General features: G+C 32.5%; 23 protein-coding genes. 1 reads left to right on the top strand and 22 read right to left on the bottom strand.

Annotation, left to right across the window (positions count from 1 at the left end):
• Window positions 1-145: 145 nt before the first annotated feature.
• From BUA46_RS04755 to BUA46_RS04650, 22 genes are all read right to left on the bottom strand, one after another.
• Window positions 146-334 carry a YgaP family membrane protein gene (locus tag BUA46_RS04755; protein ID WP_026010044.1) on the bottom strand — a complete coding sequence of 63 codons (189 nt, stop codon included), beginning with the start codon at window positions 332-334 and terminating at the stop codon, window positions 146-148.
• 19 nt (window positions 335-353) lie between these two features.
• Window positions 354-659 (bottom strand): hypothetical protein, encoded by a 306-nt coding sequence (locus tag BUA46_RS04750; protein ID WP_019387616.1) that lies wholly within the window; start codon window positions 657-659, stop codon window positions 354-356.
• 42 nt (window positions 660-701) lie between these two features.
• Window positions 702-3896: an efflux RND transporter permease subunit gene (locus tag BUA46_RS04745; protein ID WP_019387615.1), complete on the bottom strand. Its 3195-nt coding sequence runs from the start codon at window positions 3894-3896 to the stop codon at window positions 702-704.
• Between the two features lie 54 nt (window positions 3897-3950).
• The gene (locus BUA46_RS04740) at window positions 3951-5087 is read right to left on the bottom strand and encodes an efflux RND transporter periplasmic adaptor subunit (RefSeq protein WP_019387614.1); all 1137 of its coding nucleotides are present in this window, start codon (window positions 5085-5087) and stop codon (window positions 3951-3953) included.
• A gap of 8 nt (window positions 5088-5095) precedes the next feature.
• Window positions 5096-6403 (bottom strand): TolC family protein, encoded by a 1308-nt coding sequence (locus BUA46_RS04735; protein ID WP_019387613.1) that lies wholly within the window; start codon window positions 6401-6403, stop codon window positions 5096-5098.
• A 204-nt stretch (window positions 6404-6607) separates the two neighbouring features.
• Window positions 6608-7276 (bottom strand): DUF2202 domain-containing protein, encoded by a 669-nt coding sequence (locus BUA46_RS04730; RefSeq protein WP_019387612.1) that lies wholly within the window; start codon window positions 7274-7276, stop codon window positions 6608-6610.
• Window positions 7277-7438: 162 nt separating this feature from the next.
• The gene (locus tag BUA46_RS04725; RefSeq protein ID WP_019387611.1) at window positions 7439-8449 is read right to left on the bottom strand and encodes a Tll0287-like domain-containing protein; all 1011 of its coding nucleotides are present in this window, start codon (window positions 8447-8449) and stop codon (window positions 7439-7441) included.
• 5 nt (window positions 8450-8454) lie between these two features.
• Window positions 8455-9180 (bottom strand): peroxiredoxin, encoded by a 726-nt coding sequence (locus BUA46_RS04720; protein ID WP_019387610.1) that lies wholly within the window; start codon window positions 9178-9180, stop codon window positions 8455-8457.
• 140 nt (window positions 9181-9320) lie between these two features.
• A complete protein-coding gene (locus tag BUA46_RS04715; protein WP_019387609.1) occupies window positions 9321-10100 on the bottom strand; it encodes a patatin-like phospholipase family protein in 780 nt (259 codons plus the stop codon).
• A gap of 69 nt (window positions 10101-10169) precedes the next feature.
• Window positions 10170-11087: a mechanosensitive ion channel domain-containing protein gene (locus tag BUA46_RS04710; RefSeq protein WP_019387608.1), complete on the bottom strand. Its 918-nt coding sequence runs from the start codon at window positions 11085-11087 to the stop codon at window positions 10170-10172.
• 97 nt (window positions 11088-11184) lie between these two features.
• Window positions 11185-11460 carry a zinc ribbon domain-containing protein gene (locus BUA46_RS04705; RefSeq protein ID WP_035106256.1) on the bottom strand — a complete coding sequence of 92 codons (276 nt, stop codon included), beginning with the start codon at window positions 11458-11460 and terminating at the stop codon, window positions 11185-11187.
• A gap of 96 nt (window positions 11461-11556) precedes the next feature.
• Entirely contained in the window at window positions 11557-11862 is a 306-nt protein-coding gene (locus tag BUA46_RS04700) for a chaperone modulator CbpM (protein ID WP_019387606.1), read from the bottom strand.
• A 2-nt stretch (window positions 11863-11864) separates the two neighbouring features.
• Complete coding sequence (locus BUA46_RS04695) at window positions 11865-12758, bottom strand: DnaJ C-terminal domain-containing protein (RefSeq protein WP_019387605.1); 894 nt, start codon at window positions 12756-12758, stop codon at window positions 11865-11867.
• Between the two features lie 122 nt (window positions 12759-12880).
• Entirely contained in the window at window positions 12881-13555 is a 675-nt protein-coding gene (locus tag BUA46_RS04690; protein ID WP_019387604.1) for an ABC transporter ATP-binding protein, read from the bottom strand.
• 2 nt (window positions 13556-13557) lie between these two features.
• The gene (locus BUA46_RS04685; protein ID WP_019387603.1) at window positions 13558-14820 is read right to left on the bottom strand and encodes an ABC transporter permease; all 1263 of its coding nucleotides are present in this window, start codon (window positions 14818-14820) and stop codon (window positions 13558-13560) included.
• On the bottom strand, window positions 14820-15902 hold the full coding sequence (locus tag BUA46_RS04680; protein WP_019387602.1) for an efflux RND transporter periplasmic adaptor subunit: 1083 nt from the start codon (window positions 15900-15902) through the stop codon (window positions 14820-14822). Before BUA46_RS04680 ends, BUA46_RS04685 begins: the two co-directional genes overlap by 1 nt.
• A gap of 67 nt (window positions 15903-15969) precedes the next feature.
• A complete protein-coding gene (locus BUA46_RS04675) occupies window positions 15970-16422 on the bottom strand; it encodes a pyridoxamine 5'-phosphate oxidase family protein (protein ID WP_019387601.1) in 453 nt (150 codons plus the stop codon).
• A 123-nt stretch (window positions 16423-16545) separates the two neighbouring features.
• Window positions 16546-17154: a CDP-alcohol phosphatidyltransferase family protein gene (locus tag BUA46_RS04670; RefSeq protein ID WP_019387600.1), complete on the bottom strand. Its 609-nt coding sequence runs from the start codon at window positions 17152-17154 to the stop codon at window positions 16546-16548.
• A gap of 9 nt (window positions 17155-17163) precedes the next feature.
• Entirely contained in the window at window positions 17164-18255 is a 1092-nt protein-coding gene (locus BUA46_RS04665; RefSeq protein WP_019387599.1) for a site-2 protease family protein, read from the bottom strand.
• Between the two features lie 28 nt (window positions 18256-18283).
• Complete coding sequence (locus BUA46_RS04660) at window positions 18284-18904, bottom strand: WG repeat-containing protein (protein ID WP_019387598.1); 621 nt, start codon at window positions 18902-18904, stop codon at window positions 18284-18286.
• A gap of 81 nt (window positions 18905-18985) precedes the next feature.
• Window positions 18986-19285 (bottom strand): thioredoxin, encoded by a 300-nt coding sequence (trxA, locus tag BUA46_RS04655; protein WP_019387597.1) that lies wholly within the window; start codon window positions 19283-19285, stop codon window positions 18986-18988.
• A 2-nt stretch (window positions 19286-19287) separates the two neighbouring features.
• Window positions 19288-19689 (bottom strand): hypothetical protein, encoded by a 402-nt coding sequence (locus BUA46_RS04650; RefSeq protein ID WP_019387596.1) that lies wholly within the window; start codon window positions 19687-19689, stop codon window positions 19288-19290.
• Between the two features lie 147 nt (window positions 19690-19836).
• Between BUA46_RS04650 and BUA46_RS04645 the strand changes: the two genes are divergently transcribed.
• Window positions 19837-21084, top strand: a complete 1248-nt coding sequence (locus BUA46_RS04645; protein WP_019387595.1) for a PAS domain-containing sensor histidine kinase — start codon at window positions 19837-19839, stop codon at window positions 21082-21084.
• Window positions 21085-21155 lie beyond the last annotated feature (71 nt).

The raw sequence follows: 21155 nt of genomic DNA, 5'->3' as shown, positions 1-21155 counted from the left end.
TGTTTTCTGAAATGATTTTTGTCATGTAAAATGCCGGTTTAAAAGTCTGATTTATGGCATTCATTTTAAATACATGACTCATAAAAAAAAGGTGCTAAATAAGCACCTCTCTATTCATTACGTAATTTAATTAAAAAGGAAATAATTAATTTTTCACTTTGAAAACTTTAGTTAAAATAGTTTCTAATAAACACCATTTTGTGAACGCCGATTGCATCATATTTACACCAATAAATACTGTAAACCAAATCCAATTTGGATGCACAAAAACGGTCAGTACCACGCTTAATAGCACCATAAAACCAACAATAACTCTAAAATATGTATTTAACATTTTACTTCGTTTTTTAAGATTATATAAATTTTTCAATAGGAACTACAATCGCTTTTAAGGGATTATTAGTTTCTAAGTTTGTATTAAATTCTTTAATTAAATGGAATAAGGCGTCAATGTTTTCGTCTTCTGTAAAAGAAAAAAACAAGCTCGATTCATTACTTCCTTTTTCACCTGAAAACCAATTAGAGGCCATTAATAATGAGGTTCCATTTTTGTATCCATCAATTTCTGAACTACTAAAGTTTTCAATATTTGCTTTTTTAAACAATTTCAAGACATCTTTCTGAAATTGTTCTACTGCTGTTACGATGACTAATTTCATTGTGTTAAATTTTTGTCATTCTGAAATATTTTCAGAAACTAATTATTTATAATTTTTCTTTTCTATCATATAATAAACAAGTGGCACAACCAACAAGGTTAAAACTGTTGATACGATAGTTCCTCCCATTAAGGAAATAGCTAATCCTTGGAATATTGGGTCAAATAAGATTACAAAGGCGCCAATTACAACGGTTCCTGCTGTTAATAGAATGGGTGTTGTACGCACTGCTCCAGCTTCAATTGCTGCTTGTTTTAATGGAACACCTTCAGCAGTTCTTAAGTTGATAAAGTCAATGAGTAATACCGAATTACGCACCATAATACCTGCTAAAGCAATCATTCCAATAAATGAGGTAGCCGTAAAAAATGCGCCCATAAGCCAATGGCCTAGAATAATTCCGATTAAGGATAACGGTATGGCAACCATCATAACTATTGGTGCTTTAAAATTTTGAAACCATCCTACAATTAAAATATAAATGAGAATAATAGCGCCTAAAAAGGCAATGCCTAAATCTCGAAAAACCTCCAAAGTTATTTGCCATTCACCATCCCATTTTACAGAGTAATCATCTTCAAAATCTGGCTGGCCTAAATACATTTCGTTAATCTCGTAGCCTTTTGGTAATGGAATGTTTTTCAGTTTTTCTTCCATCCCCAAAATTGCATAAGCGGGACTCTCTAATTCACCTGCCATATCGACCATAACATAGACTACTCGTTTTTGGTTTTTGCGGTAAATACTTTTTGCTGTATTAGTTTCTGAAATCGCTACCAAATCTGCAATGGGCACCATATTACCTTGTTTAGATTTCACCTTTAATTGTGATATATCAGAAATTGTCGATTTTTCTTTTTCATCTAAAGCCAACAATAATCCAACTTGATTAACGGCATCTTCGTCATATAGGTTGGTTAGAATTCTGTTAGATAAAGCCATGTTCATCGTATAAACTATCTGCTGCGGCGCAACTCCGTATAACATCGCTTTTTCTTTATTAATTTCGAATTGATATTCGGTTTGATCTGCTTCTACCATCCAATCGATATCCACAACATCTTCTGTGTTTTTCAGGATATCTTTTATACTATTGGCTATTTCAATTTGCTTGTCATATTCGGGTCCATAAACTTCAGCTACTATCGTTGATAAAACTGGAGGTCCTGGTGGGACTTCAACTAACTTCACATTTGCATTATATTTTGAAGCTATGTTTTGAATATCTGGTCGCAGTAACTTTACAATATCATGACTTTGTACTGAGCGTTCTTTTTTGTCCAATAAATTTACTTGAATATCGGCCATATTACTACCGCCACGTAAATCATAATGACGCACCAGTCCGTTAAAAGTAATTGGCGCCGAGGTTCCAATGTAGTTTTGGTAATTCACCACTTCTGGTCGTGTGGATAAATATTGTGCAATTTCTTGAGTTACAACGCGAGTTCTTTCTAGCGTTGTGCCTTCAGGCATATCTATGACTACTTGGAATTCATTTTTATTATCAAAAGGCAGCATTTTTACGGCAACCGATTTTGTAAAAAACAAAACCATGGTGCCCATAAGTAACAGGAATGTTCCACCTAAAAACATCCAACGCTTTGTTTTGCTTTCTAATAGGGGTCTTTCAAACTTATTATACATCCTATAAATAGCCGTGTCCTCAATTGCTTTTTCAGGCTTCTCTGCAACGCCTTTTTTATCCTTTTCTCTCAAGAAGATATAACCCAAATAAGGCGTTATTGTTAAAGCCACGAATAAGGATAATATCATGGCAATAGATGCACCAATGGGCATTGGTGCCATATAAGGACCCATTAATCCAGATACAAACGCCATAGGTAAAACTGACGCTATTACAGTAAAGGTTGCCAATATCGTTGGATTTCCTACTTCGTTAATTGCATATAAAGCAGCTTGTTTAAAAGGCAAACGTTTCATTTTAAAATGCCTGTGCATGTTTTCGGCAATAATAATGGAGTCATCCACTACAATTCCGGTTACGAATACTAAAGCGAATAATGTGATTCGGTTTAGCGTGTAATCCAACATATAGTAACTCAACAAGGTTAAAGCAAACGTGATTGGAACGGATAAAAATACCACCAAACCACCGCGCCAACCCATCGCTAGCATAACAACAATAGTAACGGCAATAATAGAACCTATAAGGTGTAAGAGCAATTCTGATACTTTATGAGATGCTGTTTCACCGTAGTTTCTAGTAATTTCTACATGAACATCGTCAGGAATTAAGTTACTGCGTAAATGTTCTATCTTCTCAATAATAACTTCCGCAATTTTCATGGCATCGGCACCTTTTCTTTTAGCTACCGAAATAGTTACAGCAGGATATTCAGATTGATATTCCGAAGCTTTCACACTGCCTTTACCAAAGCCTAAACTCACATAGTTTTGCGGTACTTCAGGTCCATCAATAATTTTAGCAATTTGTTTTAAGTAAATGGGCTGATTTTGTTGCACTCCAACTACCAAATTCTCTACATCGGAAACCGATTCTAAAAACTTACCAGTATTTACTAAAAATTCGGTGTCATTCTTATCGAAACTCCCTGAATTTAATTGACTGTTGTTCGCGTTAATCATTTCAGAAACCATCAAGAAATCTAGTCCACTTGCTGCCAGTTTATCTTTATCTAAAACCACACGTAATTGGCGGTTTCTCCCGCCAATTTTATGCGTCATGGCCACATCATTTACCTTTTTAATTTCTGCTTCAAGCTCTTGTGCCATTTGGCCTAATTGGTAATCGTCGTAGTTCTCGCTCCACAAGGTTAAACCCAACATAGGCACATCGTCAATGGCACGAGTTTTTACCAACGGAAACGTTACACCTGCGGGCATTTGATCCATGTGCTTGTTAATTTCGTTATATAATTTCACGAAACTGCGTTCAATATCTTCGCCTACAAAAAACTGAACAATCACCATGCCTTGTTCTTTCATCGACGTAGAATACACATATTCCACACCTTTTATATTCGAAATGAGTTGCTCTAAAGGCTTAATAACTCGCGATTCTACCTCAGTCGGACTTGCACCAGGATAACCTACAAAAATGTCTGCCATAGGCACATCAATTTGTGGCTCTTCTTCACGCGGAATTAAAAACGAACTATACACACCAACAACCATAAATACAATCATTAACAAAACTGTTAACTTCGATTGTATAAAGATTTTGGCAATTTTACCTGCGATTCCTTCTTTCATAATTATAAGCCCCTTTTAATTTCCCCAAAGGGGGAAAAACTGAACGGGTAAATTTTAATTAATACTTTTTTTTAAGTTTGATTCCGTTTTGACTTCTTTCCCTTTGGGAAGAATTGAGGATGGGCTTATCTTTGCACCATTATAAAGCTTCCCTTGGGCAGACACAATGTAAGCTTCATCTGCATTTAATCCAGATAAGACTTCTACTTGGTTCCCAAACGTTCTGCCTAAACGCAGCCAACGTAACAAGGCTGTATTGCTTTGGCTTACCGTATAGATTCCAGATAATTGTCCATTTTTAACAATAGCTTCTGTCGGAACTAAAACTATTGCAGTTGCTGCTTTTCTCTCTACAGGAAATTGTACGGTAGCAAACATGCCAGATAAAATATTGGCTTCTGTTTTGTCTAAGTCTATTTTTACTAAATATTGTCCTCCTGTGTTTTTTGCAGAAGTACTTACTTCTGTCACTTTACCTTTAAAAGTTTTATTGATGGATTTCACCAAAACATCCACAGTTATTCCCGTTTTAATGCTTGAAATTTCTGTTTCAGGTACCATAGCCATCACTTCAAAAACACCAGGTGTTTCTATACTTATTAATGGCATTCCAGGATTTGCCATATCACCAACTTTTACATTTTTACTAGTAATAATTCCATCAAATGGAGCAGAAATATTGCTGTATGTAAATTGTGCATTAATTTCATTTTTCATTTGGTTTGCAGCTTCTAAACGCGCTTTAGCCATTTCAAAATTGGCGGTGATATCGTCCATTTCTTTTTGTGATGCACTATTGCTTGCAAATAAGTTTTTAAAACGGTTATAATCTTTTTGTGCATTATTAAAAGCAGCTGTAGCCTCGGTAATTCCGGCATTGACTTGTGCTTTTTTAGCTTGTAAATCGGCATTGTTAATGGAAACTAATAATTGTCCTTTGCGCACTTGGTCTCCAACATTTACATGTACTTTATTAACGTAACCCATCATTCTAGTGCTTAAATCGGCACTATTTTTAGCTTGTATTTTTCCACTTGCTAATAAAAACGGACTATTTCCATTTGCTTCCACTTGGTTTACTTTAACAGTAATTGCTAGTGAATTATCCGCAACGTTAGTTTTGTCTTCGTTTCCGCAACTTGCTAATATTAGTGATACCAAAAGTGTTAGGATTGTATATGTTTTTTTCATTTTAAAAATTATTCTTTAGTTAAAAATTGTAAATACGCTTGCGTATAATTGTATTCAAAAATGGTTTGATAATATTCTAATTGCTTTTGCGCGTATTGTGTTTCTGCCATTAACAAATCGGATGTTTTTTCTAAACCTTCTTTAAACCTGTTTGTTCGTATTCTTAATGATTCATCCGATTGTTGTAAAGCTAATTCAGTAAGTTTTAATTTGTTTTCAGCATCTAAAAATGCACGTTTTGCTTTATTTAATTCTAATTGACTTTGCGACACATACTGCTCATATTCTAACTTAGATTTTTCGTATTCTGCTTTGCTCTTTTGCGATTTACCGAAACGTTTCGAACCTTGAAAAAGATCCCAACTTAATTGTGCTCCAAATAAATAGCCATTAGCATCTGCTTGAAAGATTTGATCGTCATACATCTCATAACTTCCAAAGGCATTTAATCTTGGTAAAAAAGCCATTTTATCGGCTTTATTCATGGCGTCATAAGCATTTGATGCTAACTCCATGGCTTTAATATCAGACCGGTTTTCTGAAACTGTTTTATCTTCCAAAGTATAAGCAGATACAGTTAATTCATCTGTTGGTACGTAAACAACAAAACGTTCATCATTCATTAAAAAAGACAAATAATTTGATGCGTTTTGCACGTTACTTTTTGCCATTTGTAATTGGTTCTGCACTTCAGTAACACGAACTTCAACATTCAGCACATCGGCACGTTGCAGATAGCCTTGTTTAAAACTATCATCAGCTAATTTTTTATTGGCATTGGCAGCTTCTAAGGCTTTTTCTAAAACATCAACCGCTTTGTATGCTAATTGCAACTGCATATAGGCTTTATCTACTTCAAACGCTAAATAGTCTTGTGTGCGTTCTGTTTTCAAAGACATGGCCTCCATTTTTGATTTAGAGGCTTTTCTTTGAAACATGCCGTCTAGATTAATTAATGGTTGCTGTATTTCTAGCTTAGTTGCGAAATTTTCAATTTGAGAAGGATCATTTAACAAAGCAGGATTGAAATCGTTTTGTGTTAAAATTTCCTGATTTAATTTAGAACCAAATGCCATTAATGGATTTGTTGTTGCTATAGCTGTATGACTCGCTGTAATATTTGGTAAAAAAACCGCGTTAGTTTGTCTGTAATCTGCACGCGCTTGTTTAAATTCTTCATTCGAAATCTTAATACTTATATTGTTTTCTAAAACTTTGGTTCTGACTTCAGTTTTAGATATAGGAATTAATTCTTGAGCTCTTACAGAAGAATGCAATCCTAAAATCAAAAGTGGTATATAAAAGAGTTTTTTCATTAATTGTTAATTTATAGTGCAAAAGTAAACCAGGAGATTAACGCAGTTAGTAACAAAGGTTACTTAGTAAAAAGGCACTTATAATTTCTTATAAATGCCTTTTATCAACCAACCAAAAAACTGACCATCACATCAGTTTACTTTTCTCATGTTTCCATGTATTCTATATACGTTAAGTAGTAGTATAAACACGCCATTATATATTTACAATTTACATTGTTCACCACTACTATTAATTATAAGGTTATATTCGTTTTCTGTTAAAAATTGAGGCGTATAAGTCCCTCCAGACTTTTCAATAGAAGTAATAAAGCTTCTTAAATGATTTCTAGATCCGCATTGCAGATTTTCAAAAACGTCTATAATTGCTGTGTTTGTTGTTACATTAATGAAGTTTTCTAAATCTACGATATCTAAATCTTCAATGGTAGCTCCAATTTGTAAGGCATTTGCTAAATCTATTTTGCCATGTATTGCAAATTGATTATATAATTCTTGAAGATTTTGATTTTGAAATTCACCAGCGGGTAATAAGTTGTAATCAATTTTGTATACCTCTAATAAATTGGCGACAAGATTAATATGCGTTTCTTCGCTTAATTTTATATTAGAAAATTGATTTAAAGCCCAAATATTTCCTAGATATTCATAGGTGTCTCTTGCCAACTTTTCTTCTTCAAGCATAAAAAGTAATGCTTCAAAATCTGCTTGATTTAATTCTGTTTCAGAGCTTGTTTCTTCATTAACTTCTTCTTCTAAAATAGGAATAGAATCTTCTTCATTATTATGGTCTTCACTACATGATATGAATAACATGACCGATGCAAAGACAGTAAAAATTATAAATAATTTAAAGTGGTTTATATTTTTCATGATTATTAGTAATGAGATAATAACTCAAATTTCAACAATAAAAATGAAATGCTCCGTTACATTTGTTACATAAAAAGCATCGATATGAGACTTTTTTTTTAACTATAAATGAAGTTGATTTATTTTAGTATCATGCTTTCCAAATTGAATTTGAGAGTCGTCTTATTTATCAAAACTTATACTCCAAATACCTCTTACCTGATTAACATCATATCCAATCGCTTTATCTTTTGGGTATAAAAGAGAAAGCTTTTTCAAAGTTGTATTTTGCATATCCTTATTAGGGCTACCATGACATTGCAAGCACATCGCATTAGTTGTAATTGGGTAATATACATGAACCTTAGTATTAATCTCTTCCACAATGGGTTTAGGTTCTTCACTATTTTTTATATTGTTTTTGAAAGTGTTGATATAAGCTATTTTCTTTGCATTTGCTTGATTGTTACTATTTCTGGGTTTATCTGAAACACGCTTAATGTTGGCATTGTGTACAAGGGCCATACTGTCGGTTAGGGGGTAAGCCCTTTCGTTACAAAAGGATAAAGCCTCTAATGTTCCTTTTTTTTGAATAGTGCCCATTAAGTTTTTACCTAATACGGTTTTCGTTGCCAATGCATATTTTAAACCTCGTTCGCCGTATGGTAAATCTTGATAATTCAATTCATTTTGTGGATTATTTATACCGTAGTTTTTTCCCATGCCGTTTCTCATACCTTGACCTTGATTTTTACCGCGTTGTTCATTAAAATGGTCATCAAACCAATCGGGTTGATCAATTTCATAGTCATACATATATTCAGAAATTAGTTTGATTGTTTCTTCAGGATATACTTGTTTTGGCATCACACCAAAGCGTTTTACAGCACCAAACATTTTAGCATCATCCGCATTTGGATTTTTTATCCAAGCTTGCATATCGGCAATAAATTCTTCTTTATTAGTTCCGTCGTTTATGTAATGCCTTTTAATTGCAATCATTGGCGGCCCAATTCTATCGTCATGACTTCCAGTTGGGCTATGGCAGATATAACAATTCGTTTCCATTAGCTTTTTACCTGGATGTTGATTGGCTTCAACTTGATTTTCAGCAGAAGAGTATCTTTTATCCTTAGAATTATTACAACTAAATACTAGTAATAATATGGCTAATACTGATAATGTATTTTTCATATTTTTTAAGATTTTAATACTTCTTTTAAAACTAAATCTTTATCAAGTTTTTTAGTGCAGAAAAACCAGTCTTCACATTCTAAATCATCGGTACCTGCCATTCTTTCTTCAGCTACACCACAAGACCCTGCAGGAGAAATGATAACATCGTCTCCAGGATTCCAATCTGCTGGAGTCGCCACATTAAATTTATCTGATGTTTGCATTGCTATTAATGCTCGAAAAATCTCATCGAAATTTCGACCTAAGCTTAACGGGTAATAAATAATTGCTCGAACGATGCCGTTTGGATCAATAAAGAACACGGCTCTTACGGCTTGGGTTTTACTTTCACCGGGTTGTATCATGCCGTATTTTTTAGCAACTTGCATGGAAATATCTTCAATTAAAGGAAACTTAACTTCAATGTTTTTCATGCCCTTAAATTTAATTTTATCCTTTATGGTTCTTAACCAAGCGATATGGCTGTATATACCATCAATAGATAATCCTATGAGGTTACAGTTTGCTTTTTTGAATTTAGATTCTAAATGTGCAAACATCATAAATTCTGAGGTGCACACTGGTGTAAAATCTGCAGGGTGACTAAAAAGAATGGTCCATTTGCCTTTGTAATCTGATGGGAAATTTATTTCACCTTGAGTGGTTACTGCTTTAAATTCGGGTGCTTTATCGCCAATTCTGGGCATTGAAAACACTTGTTCATCTATTTCTATTTCATTGGTATTCATGATTTCTTTGGATTAAATTAACTATATCAAATTTAAATCATATTAGAGGATAACTCCGTAACCAATGTTACCTTAGATAAATTTCATTCTATGTTTTAGATTAAAAAATAATTAGAAGCAATTTTGTTAAATGGTGGAGGTTATTTCTTGAAAATTGTATTCTTAAAATCAGTGTTGTTGGTTAAAACTTTCATTGCTGCTTCATACCCAATAGCGAATATTTCATGAAGGTGTTTTTTGTCGAAGGTGCCGTATTTGCTGAGTTCTTTAGGATAGATCACTAAATCACAATCGTTAAATTTCAATTGGTCTTCTTTGACCTGTTTCAATTTAAAAGCGCGTTCCACAACATTGTGTGAATATTTTAATTCATTAATAGTTATTGGCACAAAACCATTAACATAAACACCAATTATCACGTCGCAAGTATCTTTAAGTAATTCAACAGGAAAATTATTTAGTGCACCACCATCAACATAGTAATTATCGTTAATTTTTACAGGTGAAAAAAGCCCAGGAATGGCCGAAGAAGCTATCACAGGTTTTATAAGTTCACCAGCTTCAAAAACTTCAAGATTTCCATTTAAAATATTGGCAGCAGTGACTTTCAGATGTTTTTTTAAACTACCAAAATCGTCGTGCTTTAAGTAAGTTTTAAAACTAGAATAAAATTTCTCAGCATCGATAAAACCAGGTTTGTTTATGGCGAACTTTTTTAAGTCTATGATTTGAGTTTTACTAAAAAAAGTTAAGATATCATCCCATTTATAACCATAGGCATACAATGCGCCTACAATGGCTCCAGCACTTGTGCCAGCGATATAGTTTGGTGATATACCATGCTCTTCAAGCGCTTTAATCGCACCAAGGTGTGCAGCGCCTCTAATACCACCGCCAGATAAGACTAAGCCAAGTTTCATTTGTTTTTTGTTTAATAAAGAATCTTATAAATTTTAAAAGTGAACAAATATTTCATTTGTTGTGACTAATTAATTTGATTCATTTTTAATGTCGACCTTCAATTCAGGAATTTTAATAAGTTCGATGGTTGTTGAAGCTAAAATCACGTTATTATTTGTTGCATCAAACGATTTTCTTATTGCATCGTTTAACAAATCTTTTGTGATTCTTCTTTTTTTGTAATCAACTATGTATCGTAAATTAAATTCAATCCAATTAGCGGTTAATTTTATCGCTAATGTAGGGTCTATTATGGCATCTTCAATGTAATATTTATTCACTACGTCTTGCCATTGTAATTTAGATTTAGATGTGTATTCTGAGAGTATTTTACTAGCAATATCTTTAACTATAGATTTGGCTAAATCAATATCCGATCCGTATCTAATAGGTAAATTAAACTCGTCCCAAATAAAAGGGAAGTCTTGCGAATAATTGTAAATAGGGCCTTTAAACACAAAAGCATTACTAAGTTTTACAATTCTACCGGTGTAATTATCACTGCTTACCCATTGGCCAATTTCCATCATGGTGGTGTAAATACTATCTACATCAATAACATCTCCTTTTATACCGTTAATTTCAATTCGATCTCCTGGTTTATAGACTTTAACTACGAAAATATACAGAGATCCGGCGATGCTCAGAATGAGTTCTTGCAGTGTAAAAGCAACTCCTGCTGAAAACAAACCAATAGCTAAAGTGAAGTCTTTTATATTACCAGTGAAATATGAAAATGATAATATTATAAGAATAATGTATCCAATAATTTCGACACCTTTTTGCGTTTTATAACGTGCCGTGGTTTCGGTTATATTTTTCCTTAGAAAGCGTCTTAAAAACTGAATAAGTAATAAAACAACAGCAACTAGTATTACGTATTTTATAATACTGGCAACCACGGGATAATCCTGTAACCATTGTTTAATAATATCAATTTGTTTCATTAACGTGTGTCATTGACTTGTGGAAGCTTAATAAATTTTGTAAAGTATTCTTATAAGATGAAGAGTTAATGATATAAAACTCAATAAATTATTCTGATTATTTGCCTTTGGTGCGCCATCTGGATAACCAAGGAATACTTCTAGTAAATAACCAAGCTAGAAATTTTGAAGACCCTTGTTCAATCATTTTTTCTTTACAAAAAGCTTGCATTTCCTTAGCATTACCTTTAAAGGTGAATTCGCCATTTACATAACAATAGCTACAATAATCGGCGCTTTTAGTGCCGTCTTTATTCAAGCCGCCATGTTGTGGATCTTTTTTCATGGGCATACCACAACTCTGACAAAATTTACTTGTTCTTATGGTTTCCATAGTTTTATGAATTAGGTTTTTGTAATAGTTTATTATCTCATTAAGATACGAATATAAAATGGAATTTAAAATGATAATAATCAATAAGTTGTTGGTTTAAAAACTCTCGTTTTCTCGATAGAAATTCAGTTTATTTCGTAACATATTGATTTCATCTTGTAGGTTTTCAACTTTGTTAAGTAGATTTGAAATGGCATGAATGCCTTCAAGATTAATGTCTAATTCATAATGAAAACGAATAAGTTTTTCAATAGTTCTAATTTGATTACTCTTCACGAATTTAGATTTATCTGTGATAGTGATTTCTATCAATTCGTAAGTCTGTAAGGCATCAATAAACGATGCGGGAATATTATAACTTGTACATATTTGCTGAATTGATATGAGCTCTTTTGAATCCATGACTATCTTAATTTTGCTAACTCATTAAATAAATCTTTTTCTTTACTACTTAAGCGGGTTGGTAGCGTGATGTTATAGGTGATATACAAATCTCCAAACTCATTATCTTTTTTATAAACAGGAAATCCTTTTCCTTTAAGTTTCACTTGTGTTCCGTTTTGGGTTTCTGGTTTCACCATTAATTTTACTTTACCATCAAAGGTGTCAATAGTTACATCACCACCCAAGAGGGCTTTGTATAAATCTAAGTTAATTGTTGTGTAAAGGTTGTTTTTATCGCGTTTAAAGTTAGTATTATTAATTATGGTGAAGGTTATGTATAAATCGCCATTTGGACCGCCATTAACACCTTTTCCGCCATGCCCTTTAATTTTTATTACCTGTCCGTTTTCTATACCAGCAGGTATGGTAATACGAATGTTTTTATTGTTAACCGTGAGTGTGCGCTTGTGTGTTTTATAAACATCGCTTAAATTAAGTTGTAATTCGGCATTAAAATCTTGCCCTCTAAATTTTACGCTTCGACCTTGCTGTCTGGAAGATCTGCCGCCAAACATAGATTCGAAGAAATCTGAAAAATCACTCTCGTTAAAAGACTCCGAATATTGTTGGCTCCCACCACTGCTTCGATATTGTTGCTGCTGTTTTTTTGCATTTTCGAAAGCTTCGGCATGCTGCCAATCTTTACCATATTGGTCGTATTTTTTACGATTTTCGGGGTTGCTGAGTACCTCATTGGCTTCGTTAATTTCTTTAAATTTTTTTTCAGCGACTTTATCGTTTGGGTTTAAATCTGGATGATATTTTCTAGCAAGTTTTCTGTATGCCTTTTTTATATCCTGCTCTGAAGCATTTTTGCTAAGCCCTAATATTTTATAATAATCTATAAAAGCCATTTTTAAAATTATTAAATAGACATTCGTGTAAGCGATGTGTACAATTTCAACCTAAAAGTAGCATCTTAAAAATACAATTAAAATGATAATAATCATAACAAAAAAATGCAAAACATGCCCTTTTAGCTAATGATTTTACCGTCTTCCATAGTAATTATTCGGTTGGTTCTTTTTGCAAAATCTTCGTCGTGCGTGACAATGAGTAACGAGAGTCCTTGTTCGTCACTTAACTGTTTAAAAATATTAAAAACATTATCAGAATTATGGCTATCCAGATTTCCTGTAGGCTCGTCGCCCATAATTATTGACGGATTATTTATTAAGGCTCGTGCTATAGCAACTCGTTGTTTTTCGCCTCCAGAAATTCGAGAAGCTCTTTTTTTTGCCAAATGATCTATGTGCAAAATACTTAGTTTTTGCATGGCATCGTGTTCTATTTCTTCAAAAGATTTTTCACCTAATTTTTTAGCGGGAAGCATTACATTTTCTAATACAGAAAACTCAGATAATAAATAATGAAATTGAAAAACAAAACCGATATGTTTGTTTCTTATATACGATAATTGGTCTCTGGTATTATTGGTAACTAGCTCATTGTTTAAATATAATTCGCCTTCATAGTCGGTATCCATTGTAGAAAGAATGTAGAGCAAAGTCGATTTACCACAACCTGATTTTCCCATTATGGAAGTGAATTCCCCTTTATTAATTTTAAAATTTATGTCCTTGAGTACATGAAAAAGTACAGGCTTTTTAAAGTATTTGTTAATATGTTTTGCTTCAAGTACAGTGCTCATCTTTATTGTCCTCTAATAATCGTTACAGGATCTATTTTTTTAGCTTTTTTAGAAGGTAAATACCCTGCTAAAAATGTTGAAATCATCGCAAATGTGATGCCTATAATGTAAAACCAACCATTAAAATTAATGGGATACGTTTCTACAGTTGGTAGCGCCTCGGTTTCAAACGGGATGGTGTTTATTATGTTAGTAAAAATTAAACCAATTAGTAAACCTATGAGACCTCCTACTAAGCCAATGATAATTGCTTGACTCATAAAAATATATTGTACGTCTTTACCAGAAAATCCTGTTGCTTTTAAAATGGCGATATCGTTCATTTTTTCATAAATAAGCATGTTTAAAATGTTATAAATACCAAAACCGGCTACAATAAGTAAGGTTACAGAAACGGCATAGGTAATAAGATTTCTTATGGTAGTTCCTGTTTCAAATTGGGCATTAGCAGTATTAATATCTATGGCTGTTAAATTAAACTGTTGTTCTATTTGTTGTGCCATAGGTAATGCAACATCTATGTTGTGAAGTTTCACATTTATATCTGTAATGTAATTTTCGGCTTCGCCTAATATACGCTGTACCGTTTTAAGATTTGCAAAACTTTGAATGGCATCAATATCGGCAATTCCACTTTGGTAAATACCAACTATTTTAAGAGGAAAAATATCGCCTTTTATGGTACTTATTTGTACACGGTCTCCAACCGTTAGTGACATTTTTTTTGCAACTCCAGCACCTAGTAAAATACCATTTTCTGTGTTGTGAAGTTTTTGTGTTGAACCTTCAACCACATAGTCATTAAAATTGAAAAGTTTAGCTTCATCGAGCGGTTGGATTCCCGTTAAATTACCTCCAAGTTCTATAGGTCCAGCAATATAAAATATGCTCGATTTTATCTGCGGAATGGCGCCTTTAACGTTTTCGTCTTTCTTCAAATAATTGATGATTGGAAGGGCATTATGGATTTTTTTCTGACTAAACTTTGGTTTGATTGAATGCACCACATTAAAACTATTTTTAAAAGCATCGTATGTCGCAACGGGTTGTTTTTTAGAAGGTTCTATTTCGTTATATATATGAATATGAGGTGTTTGGTTTAGAATCAAATCGTCAAGCATACTATTCAAGCCTGTCATAAAACTCACTAAAGTGATGTATGCACCAATACCAAAAGTCACACCTAATGCCGCAGTTGCCGTTTGCTTTATTTTAGTGAGCAAATGGGTTTTTGCAATGTTTAGTATGACGTTCCAATTGGTCATTATTCTGGTTTATATATTTTGGTGCTTTCGGAGACTCCAGAAATAACTTCAACATATTCCATATTTTGCAAACCAGTATGTATAGTCATTATACCTTCATACGTTTTAATTTTATCGCCTTCAATTACATACACTTTAGGAATTGTTAGTATGTCTTTTTTATTCGAAATTACAATGTTGGCTTCTCCTGAAAGTCCGGGATATAAGACATTCGGAGGATTGTCAAAATAAGCTTCAACGGTAAAGGTCTGGTTGCGTTCATCTTTTTTAGGAAGAATTTTTGATATTTTCCCGGTAAACACCGTGTTTTTATAAGCGTCTAAACTTAACAGCACTTCTTGGTTTTTATTTATTTTTACAATATCTACCTCATCAACAAGAAGTTCAATTATGAAGGTCTTGGCACTTCCAATGGCTGCTAAAGGTTCTGAGGTTGAAATAATTTCACCTGGGTTTTTATAGAGTGCATATACTTTACCATCAATTTTGCTTTTAACAGTAAAATCTTTGGTGTTAATTAATGAAGATTTATAGTTGTTTGTGGCTTGTTTTAGGGTGGTTTCTAGTTCGTTTTTAGTTCTGCTGTATTTACTTTTTAGCGTTTGTAGATTATTAAATGCCAGTTGGAAATTTAGTTTTTTAGTATCAAATTCAACCTTAGAACCAATGTTTTGATCCCATAGATTTTTTTGTCTGAAGTAATTAATAGAATCGTTGATATATTTTAGTTCTGCGGCATTAATTTCATCTTTTATACTACTTAAAATAGCGGCATTACCGCTATAGTTTTCTTTAGCCAAATCTAAAGCCAATTTTGCATTGTGCGTATTTAATTGAGGCGTGTTATTTATAATCTGAATGAGGGGTTGGTTTTTTGAAATTAAGCTGCCTTCTTCCAGTAAATTAGCATCTAAAATACCGCCAACTGCAGCATATACTTGGTATAAGCTATCTGGTTGAATAGTTGCCGATGCATAAACCGATTCCGTTAAATCTTTCTTTTCAGGAAATATATAATCTGAGTTTTTTAAGCAAGAAGTCACTAAAATAAAAACGATTAGAAAAACAGGATATTTATTCATGGTTTACTAATTAAAACTATCAAAATAAAAGTAAGTTTAATTCAAGGGTTTTGTGGAGTAAACTTAGTTACTGCCTTTGCTTTCCTGAAATTTCAAGATTATTAATTCTAAATACAATAGGAATACCGTCGGCTTCTAATTTGCTTGAAAACTGACTTATAAATTCTACATTTTTTCGTTCTTTATCTGCCATAATTTGTATGATGCCTTGAGTAAACTCATGGAGATAGAACTTGGCATCTGGTCCTTCTAGCTCTTCGAAAACACCTTCAACTTGAACAGATCTCCATTGATTAACCGAGTCAATTTCATCAATACTTAATGAGACTAAGTTGTTTTTTCTCATAGCATCTATTTTCTGTCCTGCGGAAGAATAACAAATAATAAATTTTTCGGTTTTCGAATAAAAATAGGTAATGGGGATTACAATGGGATTTTCTCCAAACACATAGGCTAAATGACCAATATAATTTGATTCAATTATAGCCAAACAATCCTCTATGCTTAAGTTACGTATCATCACCTTTGGTTTAATACTTAATATTACTACTTTATGGTAGTATTAAATATGATAATTGTCAGGGTAGTCAACATTTAAGAAGAATTTAGGATTTAAAGAAATGATGAAAAGATTATACCATACCTATTTGTTTTTGCGATGCCTTTTTATTTTTTTAAACCGGCGCTTGTCTTTAAATGCCCAATAAATACCTTTAACATCAGCAGCCCAAACATCATACATAAAAATAAGGGCTATTTCTTCAATGGTTTCTATCAACCCAATGATAATCATGATGTAAAACAAGGTGTAATTTGGAGAAAAAAACAACGATGAAAGTATAAATACACTTTGCATTACTGCCGATAGTTTTGCGAGATAGGTATGAAATGCAGTGGCTTTTCCATACTTATAATATGCAATAAACATTTGAACCATATAAGGCGTTAAGGCTATAAGTATTAAAGTGAGGTTGGTTTTTATAAAATGGGATTCAAAAACATACAATCCAACTAAACCTATAACAAGTGTAATTTGATCTCCAAACGAATCTAGCTGAGATCCTCTCGGACTTGTTATTTTAAGCTTTCTAGCTAAAAAACCATCAATAGCGTCGGTAGAATAACTAACAAGTAAAAACCATGTAAAAATTAGGCGTTCATCAAACCAAATTAAAGCTATTAATAATGGTGCTGCTAAAATTCGGTAAAATGAAAACCAATCTGCGATATTGAAATTTTTAAATGTTAGCATATTTTGTTGTTAATACTCCATTTTAGCCCGTAGCATTATAAATTCATTTAAATTATTTAAATCTATGGCGCCTTCCAGTTTGTTGTTATTCATTACTGGAATAAATGGACGTTTTTCGCTGGTAATTGCTCGATAAGCGCTTGGTAAATCACTATTAAATTGTATGGTTTTAAATGATTTGGTCATCAATTCTTTTACAGGTACCGATCTGTTTTTTGAATTTTTAATAATATCATCATGATAAAGAATCCCTTCAATAGCCCCATTTTTATTTACCACAACAAAGTTAGTTTCACTTCCTGAAAGAAGAATGTCAACCACATCAGAAACCGTATTTTCAGGATGTAATGTGGTAATGTTTTTTAACATAGCTTCGTTTACCGTATGATTTTTAAGTAACATCATACTTTGCACATATTTGTTTTCGCCATAAGCGCCTAAAAAGATAATAAGCGCTATGAATATTAAAAAGGGATTAAACAATAATCCAAATAACAAAAATAAAACGGCTATAAATTGACCAACATTAGCGGCAATTTGTGTGGCTTTAACTCGGTTTATTTTCAGTGCTAAAAGTGCTCTAAACACCCGCCCGCCATCCATAGGAAAGGCAGGAATTAGGTTAAAAACAAACATGGCAACATTTACAATAAACAGATATAACAAGAAATTTTTAAGTGAGAAGTTTGAAAGATATTCTAAGGCTTCTCCTAAATTTTTGTTTGTAAAGTCTTGAATAGGAATTAAAAAGTATAAGAATATTGCAATAATAATATTCACTAATGGGCCAGCAATGGCAACTAACAATTCTTGTTTAGGGTCTTCAGGGATTTTGTCTAAACTTGCAATTCCGCCAATGGGAAGTAACGTTATGCTTTTGGTGCCAATTCCGAAGCGTTTTGCGGTTAAAGCATGGCCTAATTCATGCAAAACCACGCAACAAAAAACAGCAAAAACTAAGGCGATATTAAACAATACACTTGCTGTAGTTCCACCTCTGTTTAATTCCTCAAAAACAATCCATACAATAAGGAAAAAGAAGGTCCAATGTATTTGTATTTTAATGTTTGAAATGTTGCCCAAATTTAAATTCGCTTTCATAAGCTTTTAAATTAAGTTTAAAGCAGTTTTAATCTATGTAAACTACTTCATTAATATCCCAGGATTTGTCCTCATTCCAGATAGCTACTAAATTGCTATTTAAAAGTTTTGAAGTGATTTTGGGTGAATTCTTAACAAATTCTGCTGAAAGCACAATACGTTTTGGTTTTTGAGTTAAATAAGCAAGAATTTTACCTTCAGTATTGATTAAAACCTCAAAATAATCATGCTTAACTACAGGTTTACCTAAAATGTTATTGTATCCAATAGTATCTGTATTAACTTTTATTACAGTGGCCATTTTGTTTTTAAAATTAGAAGTATTTAAAAACTGTGGTTTAATGACTGTTTTTCCAGATTTATCGATAAAACCGAAGTACTTTATACCTTCTATTTCTTCTGTAAATTGGCATCTGTTCTCGGAAAAAGCAGGGTAATCGCCTTCTTCAAAACTAGAAACAGTTAAATCGTCTCTAAATTTTATAACTAAATCACCCTTCGTATCAATAAACCCCCATTGGTTATCCTTTTTAACAGCTGCTAAACTATCTTGAAAAGGCGCAACAAAGTCAATATTTTTTATGCTTTGCGAAAAACAAATAAAGGGCAGAATTAAAATAAAAAGGTGTATGTAAAATGAATTTTTCATGACAAAATATATTTATAGTTCACCTATAAATATAATTTGATTATAGGTGTTATGAAATGATTTTCATCATGAATGAGGGCTTTATATATGAGTGTTTATAATGGAAACGATATCAATTTTTTGTAAAACACCAGATTGTCTCCAAACCTGTTTCCCATTTTTAAAAAGGAGCATCGTTGGTACACCACGAATTTGATATTTTGCAGACAAAGTTTCGTTTTTATCTACATCTATTTTTACAATCTTTACGGTATCACCAAGTTCTTCCTTAACCTCTTTTAAAATAGGCGCAAGCATTTTACAGGGACCACACCAATCTGCAAAAAAATCTACTAAAACAATGGGATTGGATTTTAAAATGGAATTAAAACTACTTTTCATAATTATTCTTTTTTTAATTCTAAATCTAGTTGAGCTAACATGATTAGTTCCGATTTGTTTTTACGGGCATAACTGTTTGCAATGGCATGTGCTGTGCTAGAAATAAGCTGTTTTAAGTTTTTACTAAATAAATGTTCGTTATTTTTTTTAAATTTTATAAATGCTTCAAAGTATGTTTCTGGGTCTGGAGAGTCTTGTTGGTTTAAAGCTTCAAAAGTTAAATAAATTTGTTTAATGCCTTCATAATTATTGTGGTTTTTAAACTCCTCAGCCTTTATCCATTTGGTTTTTAAATATTTTTTAAAAGCATTAATTTCTTCTGCAACTACGCGCTTATCGGTTGCAGCTACGGCATAAAAAAGTTTACCTAAAACTTGGTAAAAGTCTATATCTTTTCTTTCCATTGTTAATTAATGTGTTAAAATTAAGATTAACTCTAAAAGTAATATTTTATTGAGGTTTTTGCTATGATATTAATCAGTTTTACAACCATAGATTTTGATTTAAATTCGTACTTTTACGTTCATTTAATACCTTGATAGTTATAATTTATGTTTGGACAAGACCAAGAGATTTTTAACACCCTCCTCGGAGCCATTTCAGAAGACGTTTTGGTGGTAGATAAAAATCAAAGCATTATGGAAACTAATTCCGCTTTAGAAACTATATTTGGTTATTCAAACAAAGAACTTATAGGTCAGCCACTACAAGTTTTAATTCCTCAAAGATACCATGCCAATCATGGCGGTCATTTTAATAAATTTATGCAAAAGCATGAAAAACGACAAATGGGGAAGGGGCGCGACCTTTATGGTGTGCGTAAAGATGGTACAAACTTTCCAATAGAAATAGGCCTAAACCCATTCGAAATTTTTGGCAACACCTATGTGATGGCAATCATTATTGATATCTCTGAACGTAAAAAACAGGAAATTCAGATTGTTGAATTAAATTCTAGATTAGAGGAAAAAGTAGCGAATAGAACTGAGGCATTAAAACAAGCATTAAATGAGCTAAAAGCTGCTAATAGAGAGCTTGAAGTTGAAAATAGTAAACGTGTTGAAGCTGAAGAGGAAACTAAAAAAGCTTTAAAAAAGGAAATAGAACTTAATGAGTTAAAAACAAAATTTTTATCGCTGGTTTCACACGAGTTTAAAACACCGTTAAGTGGAATTTTAACTTCAACTATGTTACTTGCAAAATATAAGTTAACAGAGCAACAAGAGAAGCGAGATAAGCATATTAAGACCATAACAGACAAAGTACATTATTTAAATAATATTTTAAACGATTTTCTATCGGTTGAAAAGTTAGAAACTGGTAAAGTAACTTATAATTTTAGCGAATTTAAGCTCAGTAAAGTGGTGAATGAGGTGGTATACAATAGCAATATGTTGTTAAAAGAAGGCCAACAAATAAACTACCCAGACAATGTTGATGATATTTCACTTTTTCAGGATGAAAAAATAATTGAGTTAGCTTTGTCAAACTTAGTACATAACGCCATAAAGTATTCGCCTGAAAACAGTACGATAGATTTAAAAGTAAACCAAAAGGCTGGAGTAATTTCAATCATAGTAAAAGATGAGGGTATGGGCATTCCTGCTGAAGATCAAAAGAATATATTTAATCGTTATTTTAGAGCAGGAAACGCATTGCTTACTCAAGGTACTGGTATAGGATTAAATATTGTAAAATCTCATTTAGAAAACCTAAATGGTTCAATTGCATTTGTTAGTAAAGAGGGTAAAGGTTCCACGTTTACATTGAAAGTGCCTAGTAAAGCATTATTAAATTAATTTAAAGTGATTTTGAAATTTGTTGAGATAAAATTATATTAAGGACATCTGACGAGATAAAGCGATAAAAA

The sequence above is a fragment of the Algibacter luteus genome (genome assembly GCF_900141715.1).
Taxonomy (GTDB): Bacteria; Bacteroidota; Bacteroidia; order Flavobacteriales; family Flavobacteriaceae; genus Arenitalea; species Arenitalea lutea.
The sequence above is the reverse complement of the archived record's forward strand: the minus strand, read 5'-3'. Positions and strand labels throughout refer to the sequence as shown.

Bases quoted from the DNA above. Each gene is read 5' to 3' on its own strand.
- BUA46_RS04670 (WP_019387600.1), bottom strand. From the start codon at position 17,154: ATGCTAACATTTAAAAATTTCAATATCGCAGATTGGTTTTCATTTTAC.
- BUA46_RS04710 (WP_019387608.1), bottom strand. From the start codon at position 11,087: ATGAAACAAATTGATATTATTAAACAATGGTTACAGGATTATCCCGTG.
- BUA46_RS04745 (WP_019387615.1), bottom strand. From the start codon at position 3,896: ATGAAAGAAGGAATCGCAGGTAAAATTGCCAAAATCTTTATACAATCG.
- BUA46_RS04730 (WP_019387612.1), bottom strand. From the start codon at position 7,276: ATGAAAAATATAAACCACTTTAAATTATTTATAATTTTTACTGTCTTT.
- BUA46_RS04665 (WP_019387599.1), bottom strand. From the start codon at position 18,255: ATGAAAGCGAATTTAAATTTGGGCAACATTTCAAACATTAAAATACAA.
- BUA46_RS04705 (WP_035106256.1), bottom strand. From the start codon at position 11,460: ATGGAAACCATAAGAACAAGTAAATTTTGTCAGAGTTGTGGTATGCCC.
- BUA46_RS04700 (WP_019387606.1), bottom strand. From the start codon at position 11,862: ATGGATTCAAAAGAGCTCATATCAATTCAGCAAATATGTACAAGTTAT.
- BUA46_RS04690 (WP_019387604.1), bottom strand. From the start codon at position 13,555: ATGAGCACTGTACTTGAAGCAAAACATATTAACAAATACTTTAAAAAG.
- BUA46_RS04735 (WP_019387613.1), bottom strand. From the start codon at position 6,403: ATGAAAAAACTCTTTTATATACCACTTTTGATTTTAGGATTGCATTCT.
- BUA46_RS04660 (WP_019387598.1), bottom strand. From the start codon at position 18,904: ATGAAAAATTCATTTTACATACACCTTTTTATTTTAATTCTGCCCTTT.
- BUA46_RS04720 (WP_019387610.1), bottom strand. From the start codon at position 9,180: ATGAATACCAATGAAATAGAAATAGATGAACAAGTGTTTTCAATGCCC.
- BUA46_RS04715 (WP_019387609.1), bottom strand. From the start codon at position 10,100: ATGAAACTTGGCTTAGTCTTATCTGGCGGTGGTATTAGAGGCGCTGCA.
- BUA46_RS04750 (WP_019387616.1), bottom strand. From the start codon at position 659: ATGAAATTAGTCATCGTAACAGCAGTAGAACAATTTCAGAAAGATGTC.
- BUA46_RS04755 (WP_026010044.1), bottom strand. From the start codon at position 334: ATGTTAAATACATATTTTAGAGTTATTGTTGGTTTTATGGTGCTATTA.
- BUA46_RS04695 (WP_019387605.1), bottom strand. From the start codon at position 12,758: ATGGCTTTTATAGATTATTATAAAATATTAGGGCTTAGCAAAAATGCT.
- BUA46_RS04725 (WP_019387611.1), bottom strand. From the start codon at position 8,449: ATGAAAAATACATTATCAGTATTAGCCATATTATTACTAGTATTTAGT.
- BUA46_RS04645 (WP_019387595.1), top strand. From the start codon at position 19,837: ATGTTTGGACAAGACCAAGAGATTTTTAACACCCTCCTCGGAGCCATT.
- trxA (WP_019387597.1), bottom strand. From the start codon at position 19,285: ATGAAAAGTAGTTTTAATTCCATTTTAAAATCCAATCCCATTGTTTTA.
- BUA46_RS04680 (WP_019387602.1), bottom strand. From the start codon at position 15,902: ATGAATAAATATCCTGTTTTTCTAATCGTTTTTATTTTAGTGACTTCT.
- BUA46_RS04740 (WP_019387614.1), bottom strand. From the start codon at position 5,087: ATGAAAAAAACATATACAATCCTAACACTTTTGGTATCACTAATATTA.
- BUA46_RS04685 (WP_019387603.1), bottom strand. From the start codon at position 14,820: ATGACCAATTGGAACGTCATACTAAACATTGCAAAAACCCATTTGCTC.
- BUA46_RS04650 (WP_019387596.1), bottom strand. From the start codon at position 19,689: ATGGAAAGAAAAGATATAGACTTTTACCAAGTTTTAGGTAAACTTTTT.
- BUA46_RS04675 (WP_019387601.1), bottom strand. From the start codon at position 16,422: ATGATACGTAACTTAAGCATAGAGGATTGTTTGGCTATAATTGAATCA.